Source organism: Lentibacillus salinarum (assembly GCF_042679865.1).
Lineage (GTDB): Bacteria > Bacillota > Bacilli > Bacillales > Amphibacillaceae > Lentibacillus > Lentibacillus salinarum.
In genome coordinates, this window is the sequence record NZ_JBHTNH010000003.1 from 69,247 (window position 1) to 93,971 (window position 24,725).

Sequence of the window (24,725 nt, forward strand, 5' to 3'; positions counted from 1 at the left end):
GTCACAAAGGCGTTGCAACAGGACAAGGAAAGCTACGACAGCCATACACCGCACGAAGAAAAAGTGCTTTCCCTTTTCGAGGACGCCCGCGTACTTAGCCTTTGTTCGGGCCTACAGGATGTAGGTCACAAAGGCGTTGCAACAGGACAAGGAAAACTTCGGCAGCGATACATCGCACGAAGAAAAAGTGCTTTCCCTTTTTCGAGGACGTTGCGAACTTAGCCTTTGTTCGGGCCTACAGGATGTAGGTCACAAAGGCGTTGCAACAGGACGTTGCGAACTTAGCCTTTGTTCCTTAATATCAGCAGGAAAATACACCCAGCTGAATGACGTTTCACTTTATTTCTTGGCACGATCACGGAGTTTTGTAATCGTGGATGAAACAGAAATGTGTTCCTTATCTGTCATAATCTCGATGACGGCCGGCTTGTTCTTCTGTAATGCCGCTTCAAGCGTCTCAGCGAATTGTTCAAGTGTGTCGGCCGTATAGCCATCCGCCCCGACGTTTTGCGCCATCGCTTTAAACGACACATGGCCAAGATCCGTCCCGATAACCTTTTCCGGATAATGGATTTCCTGATGCATGCGAATTGTGCCATACATCTGATTGTTAAACACAAGGGTTATGACCGGGATCTGATAACGGACAGCCGTTTCCAGTTCCTGTATCGTCATCATGAAGCCGCCGTCACCAGCTAGCGCGATGACCGGCTTATCCGGTAGAGCGATTTTGGCTCCCAATGCTGCCGGCATCCCATACCCCATCGCACCTGACGTTGGACCGACATACGTATGTTTTTTCTTAAACGGATAATAAGCATGGAGCCAGCCGGCAAAATTTCCAGCATCATTGGTTAACAGCGCATCATCTGGCAAAATGTATTCCATCATTGCCACTATATGCTTGTTGATGACATCATTATGCGAAACATCGAGACAACTGATTTCTTCAAAAGCCTGGCGCCGCTCAGTCACCCAGCTATTCCAATTACCCTGCACATCGATGTCGGCCAGTTTCTTTAACGCCTGACGAGCATCCGCCACAATGCCAACATCCGGGCTGAAAACCTTGCCGATATTATCATAGCTGATGTCAATATGAATGAGCTTTTTATCCGGTGTGATCACTTGATAGTCCTGTGTGGTCACTTCGGATAGCCGCGTGCCAATTGCCAGAATCGTATCCGCTTCCTCCACAGTCTGCAAAATAGTCGGGTTGGTTCCCAATCCTAGATGCCCAGCATATAACGGGTGATCATTCGGGAATGCATCCTGCCGGCGAAAAGCGGCGATAACCGGTAAGTGGTATTGTTCAGCAAATGTCACCAGCGCTTTTTCAGCCTGTGAACTTTTGATACCTCCCCCGGCAATGATCAGCGGTTTTTCGGCTGAAGAAAGCAAGTTTGCCACCTGGCTGATCTCCTCATCAGCAGGTGCTGGTTTTGGATTGACAGCAGGCGGGCCAAATGTCATTTCCGCTTCAGCCGGGAGGACATCCTCAGGCAGTGAGACGACAACCGGCCCTGGTCTCCCTGTTTTGGCAATGCGGAATGCTCGCTGCACAATCTCCGGCATACGTTCCGGATCCTTCACTTCAACGGCCCATTTGGCGATATGCCCGAAATACTGGTCAAGATCAACTTCCTGAAATCCCTCTCGACCGCGGAATTTGCTGTGCACTTGCCCCAAAAACACAACCATTGGTGTTGAATCCTGGTAGGCTGTATGAACCCCGATGGACAAATTGGATGCTCCCACACCACGTGTGGCCATCACGATGCCTGGCTTTAACGATGATTTGGCATAGCCTTCAGCCATAAATGCAGCGCCACTTTCATGCCTTGCTGATATGAGTTGAATAGACGCTTCATCATGCAGTGCATCTAATAATGGCAAATAACTTTCGCCGGGAACACAGAACACATCACTTACCCCTTCCAATTTCATACAGTCCACAATAGCCTGGGCTGCTGTGACGGTTTTGGTTGATCTTGTTGCTGTGGTTGTTTTCATTTAATTGGTCACCTCCTTGAAATCTAGTTGCGCCATGCGACTGACAGCCTCATCCAATCGTTCGACTGAAACCGTCAATGCCACCCGGAAATACCCTTCTCCCCGCTGCCCAAACGCATTGCCGGGTGTCACGATCACACCAGCGTCCTGCAGTAATTTATCGGCAAAGGCTATCGAGGTGAAGCCATCCGGTACCTTTGCCCAGAGAAAAATCGTTCCGTGTGGCTTTGCTGCCTTAATACCGAGCTTTTGTAACCCTTCATGCAATCTTTCCATGCGTTCCTGATAAACATGATTATGCGCCGCGACAGCGGAAAAGTCACTTGTCAATGCGGTAGCAGCAGCTTTTTGAATTGGAATAAACTGGCTTGTGTCAATATTGCTCTTAAACGTTGCCAGCGCTTGAATGACTTCCTTGTTACCAACGGCATAACCGATTCGCCAGCCGGTCATGTTGAAACTTTTCGATAATGAGCCAAATTCCACCGCCTGTTCCTTAGCGCCGGGAACCTGCATCACACTCGGTGCTTTGGAATCGTGAAACGTGATTAAATCATAGGCCGCATCATGTACGAGCAAAAGCTGATTTTCCCAGGAAAATGCAACCGCTTTCAAAAATGTGTCATAATCTGCCGAGGCCGCAGTTGGGTTGCTTGGGTAATTCAGCAGCATCAATTTCGCCTGTTCAATCGCTTCATGATCGACCTGATCATATAACGGCACATAGCCATTCATATTATCCAGCGGCAAAGAAGCGCTTCTCCCGCCAGCCAGATGAACGGCCGTTCTGTATACTGGATAACCAGGGTCGGGAATGAGAACAGTTTCTCCTGGGTTTAGCGTCGCATGCATCAAATTGGCGATCCCTTCTTTTGAGCCGATAACGGCAAGGATCTCTGAATCCGGATCCAATTCGACGTCATACTGCGTTTGATAAAAGTGCGCAACCGCCTCCCGAAATTCCTGGCAGCCACTGTACGTGGAATAGCGATGATTGGCAGGGTCCCTGGATTCTTCATGAAGCCGGTCAATAATAAAATCAGGTGTCGGCAAATCCGGTGCCCCAATTCCCAAATCAATGACATCAACATCGTCTGCCTGTAACGTCTTTTTCTTTTGCTGAAACTCGGAAAATAAATAAGGCGGCAAATTGGTCACACTATCCGAGATAAATGACATGCCATCCTCCTTATTTCATTTAATGAAACGATATTTCATATATCTGTCATTAGTATAAAGCAGTGACCTAAAAATTGCAATTATTGGACAAGTATTAATTTTGGCTCTTCACCAAAATCTATGTTTGACAAACTGGATTTAAGTAAGTGATGATCCATCGCTGCGGAAGAACACTTGGTGCTCGTCGTGTTGCAAGTTGTTCGGTGAAGCGGCACTCCTCGCAGGTTGAAGCGAACTCGGTGCAGCTTTGCTTGGTGCTCGTCGTGTTGCAAGTTTTTCAGTGAAGCGGCACTCCTCGCAGGTTGAAGCTGACTCGGTGAAGCTTTGCTTTGTGCTCGTCGTGTTGCAAGTTGTTCGGTGAAGCGGCACTCCTCGCAGGTTGAAGCGAACTCGGTGCAGCTTTGCTTGGTGCTCGTCGTGTTGCAAGTTGTTCGGTGAAGCGGCACTCCTCGCAGGTTGAAGCGAACTCGGTGCAGCTTTGCTTGGTGCTCGTCGTGTTGCAAGTTTTTCAGTGAAGCGGCACTCCTCGCAGGTTGAAGCTGACTCGGTGAAGCTTTGCTTTGTGCTCGTCGTGTTGCAAGTTGTTCGGTGAAGCGGCACTCCTCGCAGTAAAGATTGCTCGTCACACTGCGGAGTCTCACCTATGCCTGTGTTCCCGCTGGGAGTCTCCGTGTATTTCCTACGCTCGTTTGGATTACTAACCGTTAATTATGGCAGTAATAGGAAATCGCATCACGCAACTTAACTAGTCCGGGTGAGCGAAGGGCGGTGACTCCTGCGGGAATAGCACGTGCCCGAAGACCCCGCAGAAAAGCGGTCTTTGCTTTTCGAGGAGGCTGAGGCCGTGCCCGCGGAAAGCATCCGCCCGAAGCGATCCCGGACGGCGGGAATGACACGTACTTATAGAAAACTACCAAGCAGCAGTTACGTCGCTGTTTATGGATTTTATGTCAAGAACAACAACCTTCTAGAAAACAGTCTTGTAAAATAGTAACCCGGCTGTTTCTTGACAGGATTGTAGAACCTTCGTGAAATGGTATATAATATTGGGGTATGTATATTTAGAAGGGAGTCAATTATGCGCGAACAATGGTCTTCCAGGATCGGTTTTATTTTATCTTCCGCCGGAGCGGCGATCGGTCTTGGGGCAATATGGAAATTTCCTTATATGACGGGGATGAATGGCGGCGGTGCTTTTTTTCTTTTGTTCATCCTGTTCACGTTAATCATCGGACTGCCGCTATTGATTGCCGAATTCATCATTGGACGAGGGGCGCAAAAAGAGGCGATCAGTGCTTACCAGAAGCTTGCACCAAATAGCGGCTGGTCTGGTATTGGCTACTGGGGAGTTGCCGGAGCGTTTATCTTGCTATCTTTTTATGGTGTTGTCGGCGGATGGGTGCTCATTTATAGTTTTCTGTCCCTATTTGGCTCTGTTATTACTGACAATGCCGATTATCAGCAATTATTTGCGTCAATAACCGGGGATCCGCTTATCGCTATTTCCGGATTAGGCCTCTTTTTGATCACCAGCGTCACCATCGTTTCATTTGGTATCAAAGATGGTATTGAAAAAGCCAGCAAAGTCATGATGCCGTTATTATTTATCTTTTTTATTGTATTGGTCATCCGTTCTGTAACATTTGATGGAGCTGCTGAAGGATTGGTATTCTTCCTGCAGCCTGATTTTTCCCAAATCACCGCGGAAGGAATGCTTTATGCCCTCGGCCAATCCTTTTTCGCGCTGGCTGTCGGTTTTTCGGTGATGGTCACATATAGTTCTTATTTAGGAAAAGACGTCAGTTTGCCTTTCTCCGCAGGTTCTGTTTCGATCATGAACATTTTCGTATCATTATTGGCCGGGCTGGCCATTTTTCCTGTTGTTTTTTCATTTGACCTTGAACCAACAGACGGACCGGGCCTATTATTTATGGTGCTGCCGGAAGCCTTTGCCCAAATGCCATTTGGTGAAGTATTCCTAAGTTTATTCTTATTATTGTTTCTGTTTGCGATCTTCACCTCCGCGTTCAGCATGTTGGAGATTATGACCGCAGCGGTTACGGCCAAACGGAACTATTCGCGCATCAAAGTGACGTGGACTGCCGGTTTAATTGTTTTTATCGCGGGCGTTCCCGCTGCCCTATCATCCAGTGCCCTAGCGGATTTTACTATTTTTGGATTGACGGTATTTGATGCCAGCGATTTTCTTGTCAGTAACATGTTACTCCCGGGTGGCTGTTTACTGATTACCCTGTTTATCGGACTTAAAATGGATCGGCGCTTGATGAAACAGGAATTTTCATATGGCAATAACCTGACTGGCGGTTCGTTTCAGCTCTGGTTTCAGGTGATGCGCTGGCTTGTGCCAATCACGATCGTCATCGTCTTTTTAAATTCATTGGGCATTATCTAAGGAAGTCTCTCGGGTGGCTTCCTTTATTATGAAATTCAGGAAATGAGGTTAATATACGTCACAAAAGGGAATTTTAACTGGGAAGGAGGTCATCATATGTCAAGGAAAATCGTCATTGTCGGCGGTGTTGCCGGGGGTGCCAATGTTGCTGCCCAACTTCGCCGTGATGACAGCGAATCGGAAATTAGCCTGTTTGATAAAGGGGAACATATCGCTTTTTCAACGTGTGGCATGCCCTATTACATAGGTGGCGTTGTTGAGAAGCGGGATCATCTACTCGTTAACAGTGAGAAAATCGCACAAAAATATAACATAGACGTCAACACCAATACAGAAGTGACAGCCATCGATCGGAAAAACAAGCAGCTGACCTACCTTAATACGGCCGGGGAGCAAACAACGGGCTATGATAAGCTCATCCTCGCGCCTGGGGCATCTGCCGTCAAGCCCGATTTAGAGGGGTTGAATGATGATCGTGTGTTCACACTCCACACCATTCCGGATATGGACGACATCAAGAATGCCATTGCAACAAACAAACCCCAAACTTGTGCCGTTGTCGGAGCTGGTTTTGTCGGATTGGAAATGGTGGAAAACTTAAAGGCACACGGTATGAACTGTACGATCATTGATCGCTCCGAACAGGTGATGAAACTTATAGACAACGATATGGCGGCCATTATTGAAGATCACATGAAGGCGAAAGATGTTAACCTTCTGCTGGATGATGGACTGAAGGCATTTTCTAACGACGGTGCCACTCTACATTTAACAAGCGGAAAACGTATTCAGGCTGACATGACCATTCTGGCGGTTGGTATCAAGCCTAACACAAAACTGGCTGAGGCCAGTGATCTGGCAATTGGCGAGACCGGCGCCATTAAAGTGAACAGCTACATGCAAACGAATGACCCGGATATCTATGCTCTGGGTGACGCTGTACAAACAAATGACGTTTTGACCGGAATACCACGGCATGTCGCTCTTGCAGGACCGGCACACCGCCAGGCAGCGATTGTGGCCGGCCATCTGAACGGTGAGGTGACAGCGTACACTGGTACACAAGGAACAGCTATTTTCAAAGTTTTTGATTTAAGCGTCGGCTCCACAGGTTTAAATAAAGCTGTCTTGGATCATTTAGGGGTCCATTATCAGGAAGTCACCCATGAGACGTTATCCCATGCCGGCTATTACCCCGGGGCAGAAAAAATTTGCATCAAACTTCTTTTTGATTCGGATAAAGGGCTTTTATACGGCGCGCAAGTTATCGGGAGAGAAGGGGTCGATAAGCGATTGGCTGTTTTGGCAACAGTTATGAAAGCAAAATTGACCGTCCATGTCCTTCCTGAATTGGAGCTCGGCTATGCACCGCCTTATTCCTCACCGAAGGATCCGATCAACGTTATCGGGTACAAAGCCGAAAGCAAGCTAAAAAAATGACATCGTGAAGCGTGATGAACACCTGCTGCTTCTTAACACTATAAACGCCCGAAAGCCAGAGCCTTCGGGCGTTTATTAAAACCCTTCTTCAAATCGGTAAACCAATCTGAATTTATCTTCATTCAGAAGATCTTTCATATGAACGTTGACATGATGGCCGAAATACACTTCATCTTCTGTCATCGCAACAATCATAGCTTTTGCATCGTTTTCCACATCAAGATAAATATCACCGACAACCGGCCTGTCGAAATTATCCTGTTCCGCCATTAATCCGGCCGATTCATCTTCCAAAAGCTGCTCTTCTGACACAAGCGCTTTATCATAATAGGCGATATCGTCACTATCCTCAGCTTTTCCAGGAACTAGCACGACATATTCGCTATGTTTCACACCATTATCCCGTGTTGTCACGACGTTGCCATCTTCCACATTGTCAACCTTTTCAATTTCGTTCAAGGAATAGTGGTCAAGAAAATCAGGTGCCGGTTTAATAATTAAAATATAGTCACCCGGCTCAGGTTTTTTATGCTTGTCAATGGTGTATCGATTTCCGTAAAAAATGAATGTATCGTTATGTTTGGGCCGGCATGGTTCAATGTTATTAGCACTTGTGATATCTTGATTCATATCCTTTAAACGGTACAAGTGAACGGACTGTTTGAACATTGGTTTTACGGAATAAACCTTATGAAGTTCATTTTTGTAAAAAACAAACTGGCCCTTCCTAACCTGAAATAATTTCATCATAACGCCTCCTTCGCTTTTATACATTATACCTTTTTTATTTTCCATCATACCATATAAATTAAACATAAATTTAGTGAATATGCCAATTTATTTCTCAGCTATGCGACTATTTGGGTAGATGACCAGGTGAAAAGTCTAATTGTTCCCTTGTTCTGCTGCCAATAAAGAAAGTTCCTCCCAGCGTTCCATTTTTTCTTCCAGCTTTGTCTCGGTATCCTGCTGTTCCTGATAGAGTGACTGTACCCTTTCGGCATCGCTCCCGGCGTTCGCTATCTGTCCCTGCAGCGTCTCAAGCGCCGCTTCCAGTTCCGTTATCTCATCTTCAATCGTTTCCCATTCCATCTTTTCATGGTACGACATTTTCTTTTTCCGGTCAGGTTTTGGCTGCGGTTTTTTGACGGTTCTGACCGATTCCTCTGTTTCCCGCTCCTTTTGCCGTTCCAAAAATTCACGATAATTGCCGTAGAAATGCTCAATCGGATCATTTTCTTTAAAAATCAGCATGTGATCAACGACACGATCAAGGAAATATCTGTCGTGTGATACCGTAATCACGACACCCGGGAATTGATCCAAATAGTCTTCCAGGACGCCCAATGTCTGCGTATCCAAATCATTCGTCGGCTCATCCAAAAGCAGCACGTTCGGTTCGGTCATCAGCACTTTCAATAGATACAGTCGGCGTTTCTCTCCGCCAGATAATTTGCGGATATAGTTCCATTGTTCGGAACGGGAAAATAAGAAACGTTCCAACATCTGCTCCGCTGTGATTTCTTGGCCATTTTTCGTATGGATAACCTCGGCAACATCCCGGATATAGTTGATCAGTCGTTTATCCCCGTCAAGGTCTTCGTCGTCTTGCGTGTAATAACCGATTTTAACAGTATGCCCGATATCCATTTCACCCTGATCAGGCGTCACACGGCCTGCCATAATATTTAACAGAGTCGTTTTGCCCGAGCCATTCGGTCCGATAATCCCCAGACGGTCACCGGGCACAACCAGAAAGTCAAAGTCTGTTATCAGCGGCTTGCCGTCATATCCTTTTTCAATCCCTTCAAGCTCGATCACCTTTTTGCCGAGCCGGGCTGATCCAGCTTCAAATGACACCTGCTGCTTTGTCGTATCAAACGTTTGTTTCTTCATTTCCTCTACACGCTCGACACGAGCCTTCTGCTTGGTCCCTCTTGCTTTTGGGCCCCGTTTCAGCCAGGCGAGTTCACGGCGCAATGTGTTCCGATGTTTCTCTTCATAACTCCTTTCCAGGGCTTCTCGCTCGGCTTTTTTCTCCAGAAACAATTTATAATTCCCTTCATACATGTACAGATTGCCCTTATCCAGTTCAAATATTTGGTTCGTCACCCGATTTAGGAAGTAACGGTCGTGTGTGACGAGCAGTAAAGCACCGTGATATGCCGCCAAGTAGTTTTCCAGCCATTCGACCGTTTCATTATCAAGGTGGTTCGTCGGCTCGTCAAGAATCAAAAGGTCAGCAGGCTGGATCAGTGCTTTGGCGATTGCCACCCGTTTCTTTTGACCACCCGAAAGCCCGGCAACATGTCGATGAAAGTCGGTAATCCCCAATTTTGTGAGGACTGTTTTGGCTGCTGTATTGGCTTCCCAAGCTTCATATTCGTCCATCTGTTGTTGTTTATCAAGAAGCCGCGCCTGGATTTTTTCGTTATTCGGATTTTCCTGCAGCTGAAGGAGAACTTGCTCATATTCGCGCATGACCTTCATGATCACCGCTTCACCGTAATAAATTTGCTCAATGACGGTCAGATCGGGTTCCAGCTCAGGCTCTTGCGCCAAATATTCAATATGATAGTCTTTAGCATGCTGGATAGCACCTTTTTCTGCTGTATCAAGGCCGGCGATCACTTTCAAGAAAGTTGATTTTCCTGTTCCATTGACACCAATCAGTCCAATGCGATCATTCGGTTTTATTGTGCAGGAAATATCATTCAGTAATGTTTTGTCCCCGTAGGATTTATATAAATTCTCAACCGTAAGCATATTAATCCCTTTCTAATGTCGAATCATCATTGGTCTTTCGCCTTTTGACCAGCTGGCTTATCAGTGTGACAATCAAAAATAACAGCCATGATGTCGCTACATAAAAGACGAACTTGCTTACCTGGTCCATTTCCTGAAAAAAGAAAGCCATCCCGATCCAGATAACACCTAATCCGATAATTTGGTAAACTAAAAATTTAATGGTGATTCCCCCCGACACGTCGATTCTCTCTCTATTTTATCTTACTGACGGCAACTTTACCATTCGAAACGTTTCAGTGCCGGGAAACGAAAAACATTGATGATTTAACGAGGCCAAATGTTATCCAAACAACTAAAAATGCCTGATGACATTTGCCGTTTCAATCGCCGCAACGGCTGCTTCCGACCCTTTATTACCTGCCTTTGTACCGGCGCGTTCAATCGCCTGTTCAATCGTTTCTGTTGTCAAAACGCCAAAAATGACCGGTTTTCCGGATTGCATGGCAGCATTGGCGATTCCTTTGGCCGCTTCACTGCAGACATAATCAAAGTGTGGCGTTGACCCGCGGATAACCGCGCCGAGTGTCACCACTGCATCATATTCTTCTTTTGCCGCCATTTTTTGGGCAACCACTGGAATTTCAAAGGCACCCGGCACCCAGGCAATATTGATGTTATCTTCTTTGACACCATGCCGTTTCAGCGTGTTTACAGCCCCGTCTAGCAATTTATTCGTTATGAAATCATTAAACCTGGCCACGACTATGCCAATTTTCAAATCCGATCCGACCAGGTCGCCCTCAAATGTTTTTACCATATGACTCATCTCCTTTAGTATTATGAAAACTGAATAAATGACCCATCTTTTGATACTTTGTATAAAGGTAACGCTTGTTTTCATGTCGTTCACCTGACTCAATCGGCAGGCGTGCGGCAATTTGAATGCCATAAGACTGCAAGCCTTGTAATTTTTGCGGATTGTTGGTCAGTAAATCTATATTTTGCACGCCGAGATCCTGTAAAATTAAAGCGCTGATAGGATACTCGCGCATGTCCGGGGCAAAGCCGAGCTGCTCATTCGCCTCAACCGTATCCAGTCCAGCATCCTGCAGCTGATAAGCACGCAGTTTATTGATAAGACCGATCCCGCGGCCTTCCTGTCGCATATAGACTAAAACGCCGGAACCCGCTTCATTAATTCTTTTCAGGGCTTCATGCAGTTGTGGCCCGCAATCGCAGCGATAAGAAGCGAACACATCACCGGTCAGGCACTCGGAATGTATGCGGGTCAGTACCGATTCCTTTCCAGAAATATCCCCTTTAATGAGTGCAATATGTTCCTTATCATCCAAATCATTGGTGTAGCCGCACACCTTAAATGTTCCAAACTCGGTTGGCAGCGTTGTTTCGACCACCCGCTTGACATGCACGTCATGCTGCTTGCGATAAGCAATCAGATCAGCAATCGAAATCAGCTTCAGATCAAACGTCTCGGCCATTTCCCGTAAATCAGGTAAACGGGCCATCGTACCGTCATCTTTTATAACTTCACAAATAACACCTGACGGAAAGGCCCCGCTTAATTTTGCCAGATCAACAGAAGCTTCCGTATGACCTTGTCGAGTCAGAACGCCGCCTGCTTTGGAAACGAGCGGAAAAACATGGCCCGGCTGCTTGAAATCTTCCTCTTTAATATCCGGATCAGCCAATGACTGAATCGTTTGCGACCGTTCCTGTGCGCTAATGCCTGTTGTCGTATCCTTATGATCAATGCTAATCGTAAACGCGGTTCCGAATGGATCACTGCTCTGACTTGCCATCAGCGGCAGCTTCAGTTTTTCGGCCAGGTCCTGTGTGATGGACGTACAGACGAGACCCTTTCCATACGTAATCATAAAATTGATGACGTCCGGTGTCGCCTTTTCCGACAAGGCAACCAGATCGCCTTCATTTTCCCGGTCCTCATCATCAACAACAATGACCGGTTTCCCTGTTTTTAAATCATTGATCGCTTCGTCTATCGTATGAAACATCTTGTCCACTTCCCTCGTTTTAGTCTTGATCATCTGGCTGTTTTGCTGAGCATATTTTCAACGTGTTTGGCCAGCATGTCACATTCAATATTGACGATGTCGCCCTTGTTTTTATCACCCAGGATCGTCTCAGAGACAGTATGCGGAATAAGCGACATGGTAAACGTATCACCGCTGGTATCAAAAACTGTCAAGCTGACACCATCCACTGCGACAGAGCCTTTCGTGATGAAGTAAATCGTCAGTTCATTAGGAACCTCGATATCGTAATAAATCGCATTTTCGTGTTGTTCTTTTCGGATGATTGTTCCTGTGCCATCCACATGACCAGAAACAAAATGTCCGCCAAATCTTCCGTCAGCAGGCATTGAACGCTCCAAGTTAACACGCGACCCCTCTTTCACCATCTTCAGCGAAGTGACTTTCAGTGTTTCCGGCATGACATCCACCTGAAACGACTCACTCGAAAAATCCGTGACCGTGAGACAGATGCCGTTGACTGCGATGCTATCGCCGATATGGATATCTTCCACGATGTTTGACGATCGAATTGTCATATGGATTGATTTTTCCGACACGTATTTCATTTGTTTAATGGTGCCCTTTTCTTCAATGATTCCTGTAAACATCTGCATCGCCCTTTCGCGGTTCCGCTATGATTTTAATGTCCTCACCGAGCATTTCCACGCTAATGATTTCAATCGGCTGTGTATCCGGCATACGCTTTAAGCCATTTCCAGCAATGGTTGTCGGAGCAGTTTTACCGCCGATCAGTTTAGGCGCCATGTATTGCACAAGCTGGTTGAACGTCCCGCATTCCATAAACGAGCCATTTACCTCGGCACCACCTTCCACCAGCAAGGACATGATTCGTTGACTTCCCAAATAGTTAAGCACATGATCGGGATCGAGCGCATCAAGCGGAATGACGCTAACACCTGCTTCCTCATATGGTCTGGTCCGTTGATTTGTTATGGCTGGTCCGGTAAAAATCCACGTATCAGCTTTTTGGTCCGCCACCACATTCGCATTTAGCGGCGTGCGGAGCTCCGTATCCAGGATAATGCGAAGCGGATTTTTGCCACCGTTTGGCAGACGTGCTGTCAGGTTCGGATTGTCTGCTACCACCGTGTTGACCCCTACAAGAATAGCGTCATGGGTATGACGGTAATGGTGAACATCATGTCTCGCCGCTTCACCGGTAATCCACTTGCTGTCACCCGTGTATGTTGCTGTTTTACCATCCAGACTGGCAGCTGTCTTCATCGTCACATAAGGTGTTTTGGTTTGAGTATAGTGGAAAAATACACGGTTCACCATTTCCGCTTCTTTCTGCAAGACACCTAATTCAACATCGATGCCGGCTGTCCTTAGTGTGTCGATCCCACGGCCGGCTACCTTCTCATTTGGATCCTTTACAGCAATAACTACCCGGCTGATCCCCTTTTCAATAATCAAATCGGCACACGGCGGCGTTTTGCCGTGATGGCTGCACGGTTCCAGCGTAACGTAGATGGTTGCTCCCTCTGCTTGGTCCCCAGCCATTTGGAGCGCGTGGACTTCCGCATGTGCTGTCCCTGCCTTCAGGTGGGCGCCAAAACCCAGAATGTCACCATGTTTAACAACTATCGCACCAACCGGAGGATTCGGACTCGTTTGCCCTGAAACAGCTCTTGCCAAGTTAAGGGCAAATTGCATATAGTATTCATCGTTCACAGTCATTCCCTCCTTCTGTTCCAAACAAGTTAATAAAGCGGCAACGGTTACCGATCACCGCTTTTCCAATCGCTTAAAAGAAATAAAAAAACCTCTGAATTCGCTTCAGAGGGTGTACGGGCAGAATTTTTTTACAAGTGTCGTATTATTGATACGTTTATAGCAATGGAAAAATACGCATTGCCTGTACTGGAAATTGATCATACGAAACAACCTGTAAAATTCCTTCTCCCATCCAGACTGTTACTGTCGGTCCCGGATTTTCACCGGGTCCACCGCTTGGTTTAATACCGCACGGGTCACGGACTCTGAAGCTATGCTCCATCACCGTCGGTCGGGAATTACACCCTGCCCCGAAGGAATGTTTTGCATTCATATTAAATTTTATTTGGCTCTTTTCGTAAGAATTGTTGTTATTTAACCCGCTGTCCGAATACACTTCGCTTTCCGCGGGAGTCTACGTGTATTCGGACTGCTCAGAGATTGCAAATGTTTTTCTTCTTATCTCAAAAGCAACAAACTTTGAGAAAACAGCCTTTTATTTATTAGTATAGCACCAGTCGGCCTGCTAATGCAAAAAAACTGCGCCGCCCCTCTTATAATGACAATCGAAAGAAAATGGCAAATGGGGGCGTGAACAAAATTTTTATTGTGTGACGCCCCCTTTTTCGGTCCCGGTTCGATTGTATATATAGAAGGAGCTATCGATTAAAAGGACACTAAACCACCTATGATTTATTGGGTGACAACACAAGATGCCACTATATTTGTTTAGAAAGTTCGCCGATTTCTGCTTTGCTGCCCACAAATCAAAGTGGAAGCTCAAACCAGAATGTATTATCGGACCCTTCCGATTCCAGACCGATTCTGCCGCCGTGATTGTCTATAATTTCCTTGGCAATCGCCAGGCCAAGACCACTTCCGCCTGTCGCCCTGTTTCTGGAATCATCCAGCCGGTAAAACCGTTTAAATATATTGTCAGCTTCTTTTTCAGGGATGACGTCACTTTGGCCGCTTACAGAGACAAAATAAACTGCGTTCCGCCATTCACCCCGTACCTCTATTGTTCCATTGCCGGTATAATAATGGATGGCGTTTTCCAGTAGATTGCTGATTACTTGCTGTAAGCCATCAACATGAACAGATAGTCGATAAGGATCGGCCTCCACCGTCATCGGTATGTTTTCCTGTTCCTGGCGCCAACTGAACATAGCCGTGCTTTGCCTAATTAAATCAGCCATATCTGTCTCTGTATACTGTACATAATTTGAGGATGCAGCATAATCCCATTCCTTGAGCTGCTCCAGCTGTTCCATCATCGCCGTCAGCCGCTTGGCCTCCTGATGCAACGAACTGTACAGTTCCTGGCTGCCTTCGATATCTCCGCGTTCCAGTGACTGAAGGTAACCATTTAAATTAGTCAGTGGCGTGCGCAATTCATGCGATAAATCCGATATAAGCTTTTGGCGATGTGCATCATTTGCCTTCAATTGTGTAATCAAGCCATTAAATTGTACGATGAGTTCGCCCACTTCGCCCTTAGCTGATTCTGCTACAGGATTGGGATAGGCACCTTTTTTCAGCTGTTTAGCTGATTCAATTAAACGTCTGACAGGTTTGATCAGTTTCCCGGTCAAATAAAAATGAAGCAGGCTGCCCCCAACAATTGATATAACGGAAAAAATCAATAAATAATTAAACAGGGCAGCATTGAATTGCCTTTGCTGCGAGTCATTCAACGTCCCCATGGCATCAACTAAAAAACAGGCTGTGTTATAAATGGCAAGGCCGCTGAGCACAATTGCTGAAGCAACGATTACAAAATTTAGCAGCGATAACCGCCACAGGAAACCGTTTGGAAACAGTGACAACACCCATTTACGCACTGACAAATTTATACCCCATTCCCCGGACTGTCTGGATGCGCTTCGGTTCAGATGGGATCTCCTCAATTTTTTCCCGGAGCTTTTTGATATGCGCATCAATAGTCCTATCGAGGACCGTATTATCCGCAAATGGATACAGCTCATTGACCAATTGTTCGCGGTCCAGGACAGTGTCCGGATGTTGCATAAAATAATAGAGGAGGTTAAATTCATGCTTTGTCAAATGCAGCTGCTTATCATAAAGCAGTACCTCACCTTTACGCGGTTTTATGCAAAGCCCGTCATGAACAACTTTTTGACAAAATTGCCCTGTCCGCCTTAGAACAGCTTCCACGTGAGCCATAAGCTCGTCCGGATCGAATGGCTTGGTAACGTAATCATCGGCACCCATCCTTAATCCGGCAATCTTGTCATCCGTCCGGGCTTTTGCCGAAAGCATTATAACCGAAACGTCATTCCGCTCCCGTTCATGCACCCATTGGCAAAATTCCTCGCCACTCGTTTTCGGTAGCATCAAATCAAGAATGACGAGGCACGGATGGTGTTCCAAAAAGGCTTCTTTTGCCTTTTCACCATCAGGGGCTTCAATCACATCATATTGATTTTTTTCCAGATGCAGACGGATCAGGTGCCTGATCATCTGATCGTCCTCCACGACTAAAATTGTCTGCTCCATCGTTAACACCTCTACACCGATTTTACGCCAGACGAGGCCATTATGACATCTTTTCAAACTCTTGCACCATCAGTTCATAATTCATGGCACCTAAAGCCTTAAACTGAATCCGTCCATCAGAATCAATCATAAAGGATGACGGGATTGGCTGTATTTGATACTGATTAGCAACTTCTGTATTTTCATCCAGCAATACCGGAAATGTCATGCCGAAATCCGCAACAAATTCCTGCACATCACTTCTGTTGCTTTCCGTATCAGTAAGGTTGACGGCTAAAATCTCAATATCCTTATTCTCATAAAATTTCTGCAGATCCGGTATCTCAGCACGGCAAGGCGGACACCAGGTTGCCCAGAAATTCACCATGACACGCTGGCCGCGCAGATCGGATAATTTCATTTGTTCCCCTTCCATTGTCTCCAGCTGGAAATCGGGTGCTATATTGCCTACTTCAAGCCCCACTTCGTCCGTGTCAGCAATCGCATCAGACGCATCGTTACTTTCCCGGGTCCCTTCCGAATCTTCAGTCAACTCTTCTTCAGCCGCATCTTCCTCAATAGTAAAATCATTTTCTTCTGTCTGCTGTGTGTCCTGTGAATCGGCGGTAAGATCATAAACCGCCCATGCAAACATCCCTGTTAAAACAACGATAATGATCGCTTTTTTCATTGTATGCCCTCCCATTATCCGAGATTTGATAACCAGGTATCTTCAACCAGTTTCAGCAGGAAATTGGAAATACGTGTCATCTGGCCTGTGAACAGCAGAACGCCCATAAAAATCATGACCGCGCCGCCTGCTTTCATGATTTTTTGACTGTATCGGACAATCAAGCGTGTTGATCCCAGGAAAAACGTCAATACGAGAAATGGAAGTGCAAAGCCAATCACATACACGATGGTATAAATCGTTCCCTGTGCCGGATTACTGGCTGCCACGACCAGTATCGACGCAAAAATTGGTCCAATACATGGCGTCCAACCCGCAGCAAACCCCATCCCGACAAAAATGGTGCCAAGATAGCCAGCAGGTTTACGTGCGAATTGCATGCGTTTTTCCTTCATAAAGGACGTAATATTGAGCCACCCCGCTACGAACAGGCCCATCACGATAATAAACATGCCGGCAATACGCTGGAGGAACAATCCTGAGTCGCCTGTCAGCATCCCTTGAATCCACTGACCGAGGAACGATACACCAACCCCTAGCCCAATAAACACGGTTGAAACACCAAGCAAAAACAATACGGACTGGAACAGCAACCGGCTGCGAATCTTCATATCCTGGTTGTTTTTCAGTTCTTTCACACTAATACCGGTTATATAAGACAGATAGGCCGGAAAAATCGGCAATGTGCACGGAGACAGGAATGAAAGGATCCCGGCTCCTAAAGCAAGCCAAATGGTTAAATCTGCAGCTGCAGTCATGACCTCACCCTCTTTCTGTTGTTGTAAATAAGAACAGTCACGCTTATGATAAATACAACGATTAAAAACCACCTGGCCACTATGTATCCGTATAGCGTCGAATACGGCAGCAGGCACGTTAACAAGAATTGTCCTGCGCTCCAGATGGCAAAAACGTTACCTGCCACGATAACGGCCGGTTTTCGCTCATTAATTGCTAAAAACATCACCGCCACAATCAAAAGTAAGCCCAAGTGCCCCCAGGATAGCGCATTACCATTCACAACAACATCGATAAACTCATAGACGAACGCCGATCCCAGAAATATCGGGACAAGGGCGGACAATAAGGGACTGATATTTAAATGTTTTCGCCTAACTTTGAAGACAACGTTTACAAGCAGCAAAAGAACAGCTGCATAAAAGGCGTACGAGTCGCTTGGGTAAGCCAGGACGGCCAGTGGGTCTGTGACAAAAATACCGATATTCAGCAAAATTTTCCCCACCCATATGAACAGGATAAAATTGATGATCAGTGAAATGCTCTCTTCCAATTGCTGTTTTTTCACGGGTTTTGCTGATTGACTTGTCACATAAAAAAAGGTCAGGCCAGCAACAATGCTGATAACGTTGTAAGCCATTTTGGCTAATACCCAAGCTGATATCATGATATGTATGTCCTCCGTTCAGTTCACATTCATTATAAACTATTTATGTGAAAGTTTGATGAAAAAACAAAGAAATCTTTATTAGTCTATGTCATTTCGTAACGGATAACAGCTTTCTGCATGCAACTGGAATAGTCTGCTATAATTACCTCTATAATCTTTCAGGAAAAGGAGTACCATCGTAATGCAACTGAGCGGGGGAACTTCGGCTCGAGTGGGAAAACTTCAGCCCGAGTGATGCATTGAATAGCAGCATAAGATCCACCTCTATTACGCCGTCATGTTTTTTTATGACTCGCCCGATTTAAATTCTCGCCGTTCATTTGAATCAGATTTAGACTTATTCTTAACTCGCTGATAAACAGCGTCCATTCGGTTAAACACCCATTGCAGCGCCAGTCCTTGAACAGCAATGCCAAGAACAGATACCACTGTCAATGTCCAGATCGAAATAGATTGTTCGATTTCAAAAACCCGGTGACCAAAAAAGAGCAAGTACCCGAGTACAACGAATAAGGCATCAACATAATGATGAACCGAGTTTTCCATTACTTGAATCAGCACAGCCTCGGCAAACAGCAGCAATAAGATGATAGACAAAATCAGTGATTTGGATTGAAACGTCATTTTCTCAGCCAATGGCACAACGTAATATTTGGTGATGGCTTTAATCCGGAATAAATAAATGATCCGTACAATTCTGGCAACCTGAAAGAACTGATCGAACGGAACGATCGCAATTAATAAAAACGGATTTTGTTTAATGAAGCCCCACTTCGCCTTTGTCATGATAAAACGGACCGTGAAATCAACAAAAAACACACCCCACACAACCCAGCTGATCGTGGCGTTATAGCTGTTATCCGTCCATATCGTTATAATTGTAAGCATCACAAGTATAATCATGACACTTTCATAAAACATTTTTGCCGTTTGTTGCATCGTTTGTCCCTCTCCCGGCCAGTTTCCGTACTATATTATCGTAAATAAGCCAGGGGTGTGGAACCCTGGCTTAAGTTCAAACATTTTTATAGCAGCTGTTATTCCGCAAGTAAATCCTGATACGCCGGTGTTTCCTCCATTTTCTTTTTGACATACGGACAGGTCGGATTGATTGTCTTGCCTTCTTCTCGGGCATAGGTGACCATTTTTTCAACAAGTTTACTGGCCATGCCCTCACCGCGTAATTCTTCCGATACATACGTGTGATCCACATTCAATTCATTGTTACCGGATTCCTTAAACGTAATCACCGCTTTCGGATGATGTTCATCATCACCGATATAAAACTTATGATCGCCTTTTTTGATGTCTGCCATCGTATCACTCCTTTGTAATAGTTTTCCCGATATTCAAGTAACTAATTCTTCCGGCTTTATCCAAACCAAGGAAGTGTGACGACAATCGCAGCCACAAAAATAACCATCAAATAATTGACCGATACCATGAACATTTTATCCGCCCATTTACGGGTATCCTTGGCAAACAGACCGCTGATCGCCAGTACGAGATAACCGATATTCAACAGCGTTGCAATGACAACGAATGCTGTTCCGAGTGAAAACAAATAAAACGGAAGCGGCAAGAGGCAAGCGATATAGATAACCATCTGGCGCTTCGTCATCTCCATTCCATGGACGACCGGCAGCATGGCAACATTGGCCGCCTTATACTCATCATATTTCCGGATAGCAATTGCGAACGTGTGCGGCATCTGCCAAATGAAAATGATTAAGGCCAGCACAATCGGCACAATATGTGACGCCGGCTCAAGTGCCGCCCAGCCAATCAATGGGGTCACCGCACCGGAAATACTGCCGATGACCGTATTCAGCGTATACCGGCGTTTGGACCACATCGTGTAAAACACAACATATGTTACCCAGCCAATCAGCGCATAAATGATGGCCTCAAGCGTCGTGAATGCAAGCAATAAAAAACCAAAGCCACTTGCAGCTATTCCGATCCAACGTATCGTCTGCATGGAAATATTTCCGGTCACTGTCGGGCGTCCTTTGGTCCTTTCCATAACCGTATCAATATCTGCCTCATACCAATTATTGAAAACAAGCGCACCGGCCATGACTAACGTACTACCGATAAGCGTCAATAAAAATATATTAAAATGGGTTGCAAAAGATGTTTCTGTAAAATATATCGCCAGCCAAAATCCAGCAAAGACCGGTACCGCATTGGCTATCAGGACAGGTAATTTAAAAAGAGACTTCAAATCTGTCACGATTGACGTTTGGTTGTCCTTATCTGGTGCAAAATCAGTTCTATTTATATCCGATGAGGTGACAATTTGCCTGCTCATCCTATTCATCCTCTCAGAAAACATGACAAATAAAATGCTTCCTCATATATTGTAATCGTTTGGCGCCATTTATGTAAGCAGAATGAACTGGCAGATTCAGCCACAAATGAACCTAAGCCAAAAAATTCAATTGAACAAGGGAACTCAATTGTTGCTGACAGTAAATCTACGACGTATTTTCTGATCCACTACACCGGTTCCAACGTTTCTTGATCATAGAATACATTCCTGTCGGCAAATTCTTTCGGTGCAGTTATGATCCTTTTCACACGTGCTACACTTTCTTCGGGGACTCCTGGTGTATAAGGTTTATCCAGCTTTAACTTTTCCGAATATATCCAGTTATATAATGTTGCTTTCGGCTGCCTGTTGCCGACATACTCAACGACTGCGGCAATCTTTGTCAGCGTTTCCCGCTCTGGCTCGCTCAAATCAGCTATTTTCTGTTCGTCAAAATCCAGCCCTAAGAAATGTTTTTTATAGTCAGATGAATACAAATCAATGAGCAGGTTGGTCAAAGCAACATTAAAATCATCTGCATGTATTAAACCGTAAACTCTTTCCATGGTTTACCAAGGTCCTTTCCAATATAGTTCAGGAACATCTTTTGCCTGTCATGGAGAAACTTTCGGCCAATATATTTATCAAACACATTGAGTACTTCCTCCAGGGTTTCAATGCCGATTAATTCAATCAAATATTCTGCATCGGCAAAGTCCCTGAATGGTTCCGGTCTTGATGATAAAATCTTCATTGCCAGCATTTGATCTGCACTTGGGCGTAAATACTTTGAGATAGTTGTATGTGTAAGTTTCTTTTAAATGCTCATGTTTAACATGTTTTAATGGCTCCTGAATATCCTGATTAATCCAATTTTCGTCCAATCCATATGTTTCTGCTATATCATTCAATATCGTTTTAATCTGTGGAAATGTTTCAAATATCTCATCAATATCTTTCGTTGCCGGCCTGACATCAAAACAAGCCATCATAACCGTCCCGCCATAGATATTTAACGACATACTCAATTTATTTTCTTCAAGCCGCTCATTCAATACTTCCAAAATTTCAAGAAACCGTTCTTTTGTGATTTTTGTCAAATGGAACATTCCCTTTATAACTATTATAACAGTAATGCAACGTCTGCACATCTTATAGCAATCATAATAAAAAGAGTGAAAATCGGCTCATTTTAGAAGTGGCAAGAACAGAAAAAATGTAGTCAACAGTAGTCTTCAAAACATACGGGAGTATAACAGATAACCTAAAATAAATTTTGAAAACTACTGGGTACTTTTTACCAATTATCAAAAAAGTGGAAAAAGTATGATTTGAATCACACCTTAATCTTTCACTATCTGTTAAATTCAATAATGAAACACGGGTAAGTAATTAATTTTGGCAGGGGATTGCTATGAGAAAGTTAAAAGTCGCAATTGTAGCATTGGTAGCTGGTTTTGTTATTTGGTCACTGAACACATCATTTACAACGGAAGCTTCTACACAGGAACACAACGATAGCGCATCTTCGAGGTCAGATAATCCAAAAGGGGAAATCATTTTGAAGTACACAGCAGAAGATATGGACTGGAAGAGTGCTACTAATAAGCAAAAAGAAATATTGAAAGAACAAGGATGGACGTTAGAGAATGGAATTCCTGTATTGTATGTTTCTGTTCCTGAAGAGCTTGAATATAACCAAGGACACGGCCATGATCACAGTCATGAAGGGCACCAAGGTACACTTCAAGTAAACGGTGTTGAAAAAGACATACACAATGGAACGTTTGACGTAGACAGCAACAATGAAACAATTGAAATAACGGTCGGGGAAGAAAAGAAGGAAGTTAAAAAACAAGAAGATGGAACCTATCAGGTTGTTGTAGAAAAGAATCTCAGCCAAATGTTTGAAAACATGGATAAAAAACAAAAAGAAGCTGTTGGGACGCTAGGATACGGCGACACATATTATCCTGGAGATTGGGTTCACTGTAATAGATTTAATGGACCTAATTCTGACGATAGACACCTAAGAAAATGGAATCCACAAGCCTATATTAATTTTTATAAAAGCGATTGCTATTATGGTGCTTTACTATTTTGCACCAATCATAATAATTGTAACATAAATGAAAGACCAGCATATTGCTCATATATGCAAAACCATTCTGTATTATACCATAGGCATTAATTATTTGCTTATAAAAGGGGGCTGACTAAATTTGGTCGGCTCCTTCAATTTGGTCCTTAGGAATACTAACTCTTCCTGATGTTGAAAATGAATCTCCATCATAGTCTAAATACGTAGAAGATTGTGCTGCAAATGTGGCGCTTGAAGGAAAAATAAGAAAACAGTTGCCAAAGCTACAATTGTACGTTTTAATTTTGTCATAATAACCCCATTAAGATATTATTCAAATAAGAAGTAGTAAGGGAGAAGAATGATTCTTATGAAAAAATTCTTTATTTTAATTTTGGTGGCGGTATCGATAGTAGGTTTATTAGGATGCAAAGATCAAGAGACGAAACAAGGAATGCCTATTAATCAAAATATAAAACATGTTGATATAGCAAATTCTTCCGGACTTGGAGGATTGAATGAAAACTTCTGGTTAAGTACAGATAAACCCGGCGTATTAGAGGCTTTACAAGAATTAATGAAGAGCGCAAAAAGAGAAAATATTGATATTGATGAACCAACTTATGATATGGAAATAATATACGAAGATGGCACAAGTAGAGGTTTACATTTATAGCAAAACAAAACCGGACAATTCATACTAATGTTCATCGGCAACGAAGAATATACTTATATTTCAACTCCAAAAGCATCAAAAAATGTAGAGGAAATACTAAACACCTATCATGAAAGAGGAAATAACCCTACCTAAAGGTTAGGGGTAACCTCCTTGCATACAAAGACTAAACCGCAAATCCAAAGGGAGTGATAGTAATCACATTATCATTAATATTTGGGTTAATTGTAGGAGCGATTATGCTTTTAGTATTTGTTGTTCCAGCATTTATAGCTGGTAAAAGTAATGAGAAGGGGGCGGCGCCTCGAAAAGTTTCCTATGGAATTTTAGGCCTGTTGGTATTGAATTGGGTGCTTTTCTTGACTGGATTCTACACTTTATTACCAACGAATATTGCTGACTTAATTTTCACCCCTTTATGGTTCGTGTTGTGTGCGGCAGGCGTGTTGGTAACTGCTTATGAATTTAAAAATAACAAAGGTTTTGCCTTGCCTGTTGCTGGATTAACAACCATTAGTATTTTATTTAGCATTTTAGCTAGCGGAATTTCTAAAATGTAGACTGTGGAGTAAAATCGAATAAAACGTGATATAATGGATAAAGAAATACCCCCTTTTGAATAAACTGATGAAAGACCGCAGTCACTACAATGTCTGCGGTCACAATACGATCCCCATCCGATAGGGTGGCGCAGGTCTAAAAATAACCCCTCACAATGGTCTTTTCGAGAAACCTGTCCATCACAAACCGCTGAAGCAAGCCGCCGATTCCTCTTCGCTGGAGCGGCTCCTAGACAGCCAAATCATCAATTTCCACAACTTCTTCCGACACAATCACATTCATTGTACCAGCCGGCTCTCCTTTATAGTAACCAATCACTTTCATGTTGTTTTTATCTTCAGCAAACTGTTTCTTATTCAACTTCACCTTTTCATTCGCAAAGGTTTCCCCATTCGCCTTATCGGTTTCATACTGCAAATTGATAAAATCATCCAAACTATCCTCAGTCACCTCAGCAACGCGGATATCCTGATTTTCCTTCTGAGCAGGGAAGTCTTTTGGTTCGATGGCATACAGTTCCAAAAACCGGTGTCATAACCGTTATCATCAAAATATTTTTGGAGGCCGGGATTCGGTTTTTTGTTGTCCGGGAATTCGAATTTCAAATGCGCCTGGTTATATTTTTGGTGGAATTTCTTTAAATTTGCCTCTGACTGCTTGAATTCCTCCAGCGACGACATTTATTTAAATTCGACGAAATTGCTGTCGTACTTGATGGGCATTTCCGGATAATGATAGTGCCTGTATTGCTCATTTTCCGTTATAATATAGTCGATTGTCTCAATAGCCCGAAATGTCGGCTTATTCATATGTATTCCCCTTGTATTGATTGTCCCCTTGTGTTTAGCCATTTTATTATTACAGAAAACAGGACACTTCCTGATGAAATGCCCTGTCTTCTTAACGTTTATC

Annotated in this window: 27 protein-coding genes and 1 riboswitch; of the genes, 5 read left to right on the forward strand and 22 right to left on the reverse strand. The window is 44.3% G+C overall.

Annotated features, from left to right (window positions below; genetic code table 11):
* Positions 1-339: 339 nt before the first annotated feature.
* Both ACFQ4A_RS03590 and ACFQ4A_RS03595 read right to left on the reverse strand, forming a co-directional pair.
* Positions 340-2,013, reverse strand: a complete 1,674-nt coding sequence (locus ACFQ4A_RS03590) for a thiamine pyrophosphate-binding protein (RefSeq protein WP_382397666.1) — start codon at positions 2,011-2,013, stop codon at positions 340-342.
* Positions 2,014-3,192 (reverse strand): aminotransferase class I/II-fold pyridoxal phosphate-dependent enzyme, encoded by a 1,179-nt coding sequence (locus ACFQ4A_RS03595; protein ID WP_382397668.1) that lies wholly within the window; start codon positions 3,190-3,192, stop codon positions 2,014-2,016.
* Between the two features lie 1,078 nt (positions 3,193-4,270).
* On the opposite strand from ACFQ4A_RS03595, the gene ACFQ4A_RS03600 reads away from it, so the two are divergent.
* Together ACFQ4A_RS03600 and ACFQ4A_RS03605 are read left to right on the forward strand one after the other, a co-directional pair.
* Positions 4,271-5,605, forward strand: coding sequence for a sodium-dependent transporter (locus ACFQ4A_RS03600; protein ID WP_382397670.1), 1,335 nt, complete (start codon positions 4,271-4,273; stop codon positions 5,603-5,605).
* 96 nt (positions 5,606-5,701) lie between these two features.
* Positions 5,702-7,045: a CoA-disulfide reductase gene (locus tag ACFQ4A_RS03605; protein WP_382397672.1), complete on the forward strand. Its 1,344-nt coding sequence runs from the start codon at positions 5,702-5,704 to the stop codon at positions 7,043-7,045.
* Between the two features lie 75 nt (positions 7,046-7,120).
* Here ACFQ4A_RS03605 and ACFQ4A_RS03610 read toward each other — a convergent pair whose 3' ends face one another.
* The 17 genes from ACFQ4A_RS03610 to ACFQ4A_RS03690 form a co-directional block, all read right to left on the reverse strand.
* On the reverse strand, positions 7,121-7,792 hold the full coding sequence (locus ACFQ4A_RS03610; protein WP_382397674.1) for a hypothetical protein: 672 nt from the start codon (positions 7,790-7,792) through the stop codon (positions 7,121-7,123).
* 138 nt (positions 7,793-7,930) lie between these two features.
* Positions 7,931-9,811, reverse strand: coding sequence for an ABC-F family ATP-binding cassette domain-containing protein (locus ACFQ4A_RS03615; RefSeq protein ID WP_382397676.1), 1,881 nt, complete (start codon positions 9,809-9,811; stop codon positions 7,931-7,933).
* 1 nt (position 9,812) lies between these two features.
* Positions 9,813-10,031: a hypothetical protein gene (locus tag ACFQ4A_RS03620; protein WP_382397678.1), complete on the reverse strand. Its 219-nt coding sequence runs from the start codon at positions 10,029-10,031 to the stop codon at positions 9,813-9,815.
* Positions 10,032-10,145: 114 nt separating this feature from the next.
* Entirely contained in the window at positions 10,146-10,610 is a 465-nt protein-coding gene (ribH, locus tag ACFQ4A_RS03625; protein ID WP_382397680.1) for a 6,7-dimethyl-8-ribityllumazine synthase, read from the reverse strand.
* Positions 10,594-11,826, reverse strand: a complete 1,233-nt coding sequence (locus ACFQ4A_RS03630; protein WP_382397682.1) for a bifunctional 3,4-dihydroxy-2-butanone-4-phosphate synthase/GTP cyclohydrolase II — start codon at positions 11,824-11,826, stop codon at positions 10,594-10,596. Before ACFQ4A_RS03630 ends, ribH begins: the two co-directional genes overlap by 17 nt.
* 29 nt (positions 11,827-11,855) lie before the next feature.
* The gene (gene ribE / locus ACFQ4A_RS03635) at positions 11,856-12,455 is read right to left on the reverse strand and encodes a riboflavin synthase (RefSeq protein ID WP_382397684.1); all 600 of its coding nucleotides are present in this window, start codon (positions 12,453-12,455) and stop codon (positions 11,856-11,858) included.
* Entirely contained in the window at positions 12,436-13,548 is a 1,113-nt protein-coding gene (ribD, locus tag ACFQ4A_RS03640; RefSeq protein WP_382397686.1) for a bifunctional diaminohydroxyphosphoribosylaminopyrimidine deaminase/5-amino-6-(5-phosphoribosylamino)uracil reductase RibD, read from the reverse strand. The genes ribE and ribD overlap by 20 nt, the downstream gene beginning before the upstream one ends.
* A 213-nt stretch (positions 13,549-13,761) precedes the next feature.
* Positions 13,762-13,907: riboswitch (FMN riboswitch) on the reverse strand.
* A gap of 444 nt (positions 13,908-14,351) precedes the next feature.
* Positions 14,352-15,428, reverse strand: coding sequence for a sensor histidine kinase (locus ACFQ4A_RS03645; RefSeq protein WP_382397970.1), 1,077 nt, complete (start codon positions 15,426-15,428; stop codon positions 14,352-14,354).
* Entirely contained in the window at positions 15,421-16,104 is a 684-nt protein-coding gene (locus ACFQ4A_RS03650; protein ID WP_382397688.1) for a response regulator transcription factor, read from the reverse strand. The genes ACFQ4A_RS03645 and ACFQ4A_RS03650 overlap by 8 nt, the downstream gene beginning before the upstream one ends.
* A gap of 40 nt (positions 16,105-16,144) precedes the next feature.
* Positions 16,145-16,774, reverse strand: coding sequence for a peroxiredoxin family protein (locus tag ACFQ4A_RS03655; protein WP_382397690.1), 630 nt, complete (start codon positions 16,772-16,774; stop codon positions 16,145-16,147).
* A gap of 14 nt (positions 16,775-16,788) precedes the next feature.
* A complete protein-coding gene (locus ACFQ4A_RS03660) occupies positions 16,789-17,532 on the reverse strand; it encodes a cytochrome c biogenesis CcdA family protein (RefSeq protein ID WP_382397692.1) in 744 nt (247 codons plus the stop codon).
* A complete protein-coding gene (locus tag ACFQ4A_RS03665) occupies positions 17,529-18,179 on the reverse strand; it encodes a hypothetical protein (RefSeq protein ID WP_382397694.1) in 651 nt (216 codons plus the stop codon). Before ACFQ4A_RS03665 ends, ACFQ4A_RS03660 begins: the two co-directional genes overlap by 4 nt.
* Before the next feature lie 288 nt (positions 18,180-18,467).
* Positions 18,468-19,121 carry a transporter gene (locus ACFQ4A_RS03670; protein WP_382397696.1) on the reverse strand — a complete coding sequence of 218 codons (654 nt, stop codon included), beginning with the start codon at positions 19,119-19,121 and terminating at the stop codon, positions 18,468-18,470.
* A 98-nt stretch (positions 19,122-19,219) separates the two neighbouring features.
* Complete coding sequence (locus ACFQ4A_RS03675; protein ID WP_382397698.1) at positions 19,220-19,498, reverse strand: GNAT family N-acetyltransferase; 279 nt, start codon at positions 19,496-19,498, stop codon at positions 19,220-19,222.
* Positions 19,499-19,554: 56 nt separating this feature from the next.
* Positions 19,555-20,496, reverse strand: a complete 942-nt coding sequence (cyoE, locus tag ACFQ4A_RS03680; protein WP_382397700.1) for a heme o synthase — start codon at positions 20,494-20,496, stop codon at positions 19,555-19,557.
* Positions 20,497-20,684: 188 nt separating this feature from the next.
* A complete protein-coding gene (locus tag ACFQ4A_RS03685; RefSeq protein WP_382397702.1) occupies positions 20,685-21,062 on the reverse strand; it encodes a hypothetical protein in 378 nt (125 codons plus the stop codon).
* A gap of 123 nt (positions 21,063-21,185) precedes the next feature.
* Complete coding sequence (locus tag ACFQ4A_RS03690; protein WP_382397704.1) at positions 21,186-21,596, reverse strand: hypothetical protein; 411 nt, start codon at positions 21,594-21,596, stop codon at positions 21,186-21,188.
* Positions 21,597-21,910: 314 nt separating this feature from the next.
* Here ACFQ4A_RS03690 and ACFQ4A_RS03695 point away from each other — a divergent pair, with 314 nt between their 5' ends.
* From ACFQ4A_RS03695 to ACFQ4A_RS03705, 3 genes are all read left to right on the forward strand, one after another.
* Positions 21,911-22,687, forward strand: coding sequence for a hypothetical protein (locus ACFQ4A_RS03695; RefSeq protein WP_382397706.1), 777 nt, complete (start codon positions 21,911-21,913; stop codon positions 22,685-22,687).
* A 259-nt stretch (positions 22,688-22,946) separates the two neighbouring features.
* Positions 22,947-23,252: a hypothetical protein gene (locus ACFQ4A_RS03700; RefSeq protein WP_382397708.1), complete on the forward strand. Its 306-nt coding sequence runs from the start codon at positions 22,947-22,949 to the stop codon at positions 23,250-23,252.
* A 239-nt stretch (positions 23,253-23,491) separates the two neighbouring features.
* Positions 23,492-23,812, forward strand: coding sequence for a hypothetical protein (locus ACFQ4A_RS03705; RefSeq protein ID WP_382397710.1), 321 nt, complete (start codon positions 23,492-23,494; stop codon positions 23,810-23,812).
* Between the two features lie 229 nt (positions 23,813-24,041).
* On the opposite strand, the gene ACFQ4A_RS03710 is transcribed toward ACFQ4A_RS03705, so the two are convergent.
* From ACFQ4A_RS03710 to ACFQ4A_RS03720, 3 genes are read right to left on the reverse strand one after another with little or no spacing between them, the layout of a single operon-like run.
* Positions 24,042-24,335 (reverse strand): hypothetical protein, encoded by a 294-nt coding sequence (locus ACFQ4A_RS03710; RefSeq protein ID WP_382397982.1) that lies wholly within the window; start codon positions 24,333-24,335, stop codon positions 24,042-24,044.
* Positions 24,260-24,493: a DUF5613 domain-containing protein gene (locus ACFQ4A_RS03715; protein ID WP_382397712.1), complete on the reverse strand. Its 234-nt coding sequence runs from the start codon at positions 24,491-24,493 to the stop codon at positions 24,260-24,262. The genes ACFQ4A_RS03710 and ACFQ4A_RS03715 overlap by 76 nt, the downstream gene beginning before the upstream one ends.
* Positions 24,494-24,622, reverse strand: coding sequence for a DUF5613 domain-containing protein (locus ACFQ4A_RS03720; protein WP_382397714.1), 129 nt, complete (start codon positions 24,620-24,622; stop codon positions 24,494-24,496). It abuts the gene before it with no gap.
* Between the last annotated feature and the right edge of the window lie 103 nt (positions 24,623-24,725).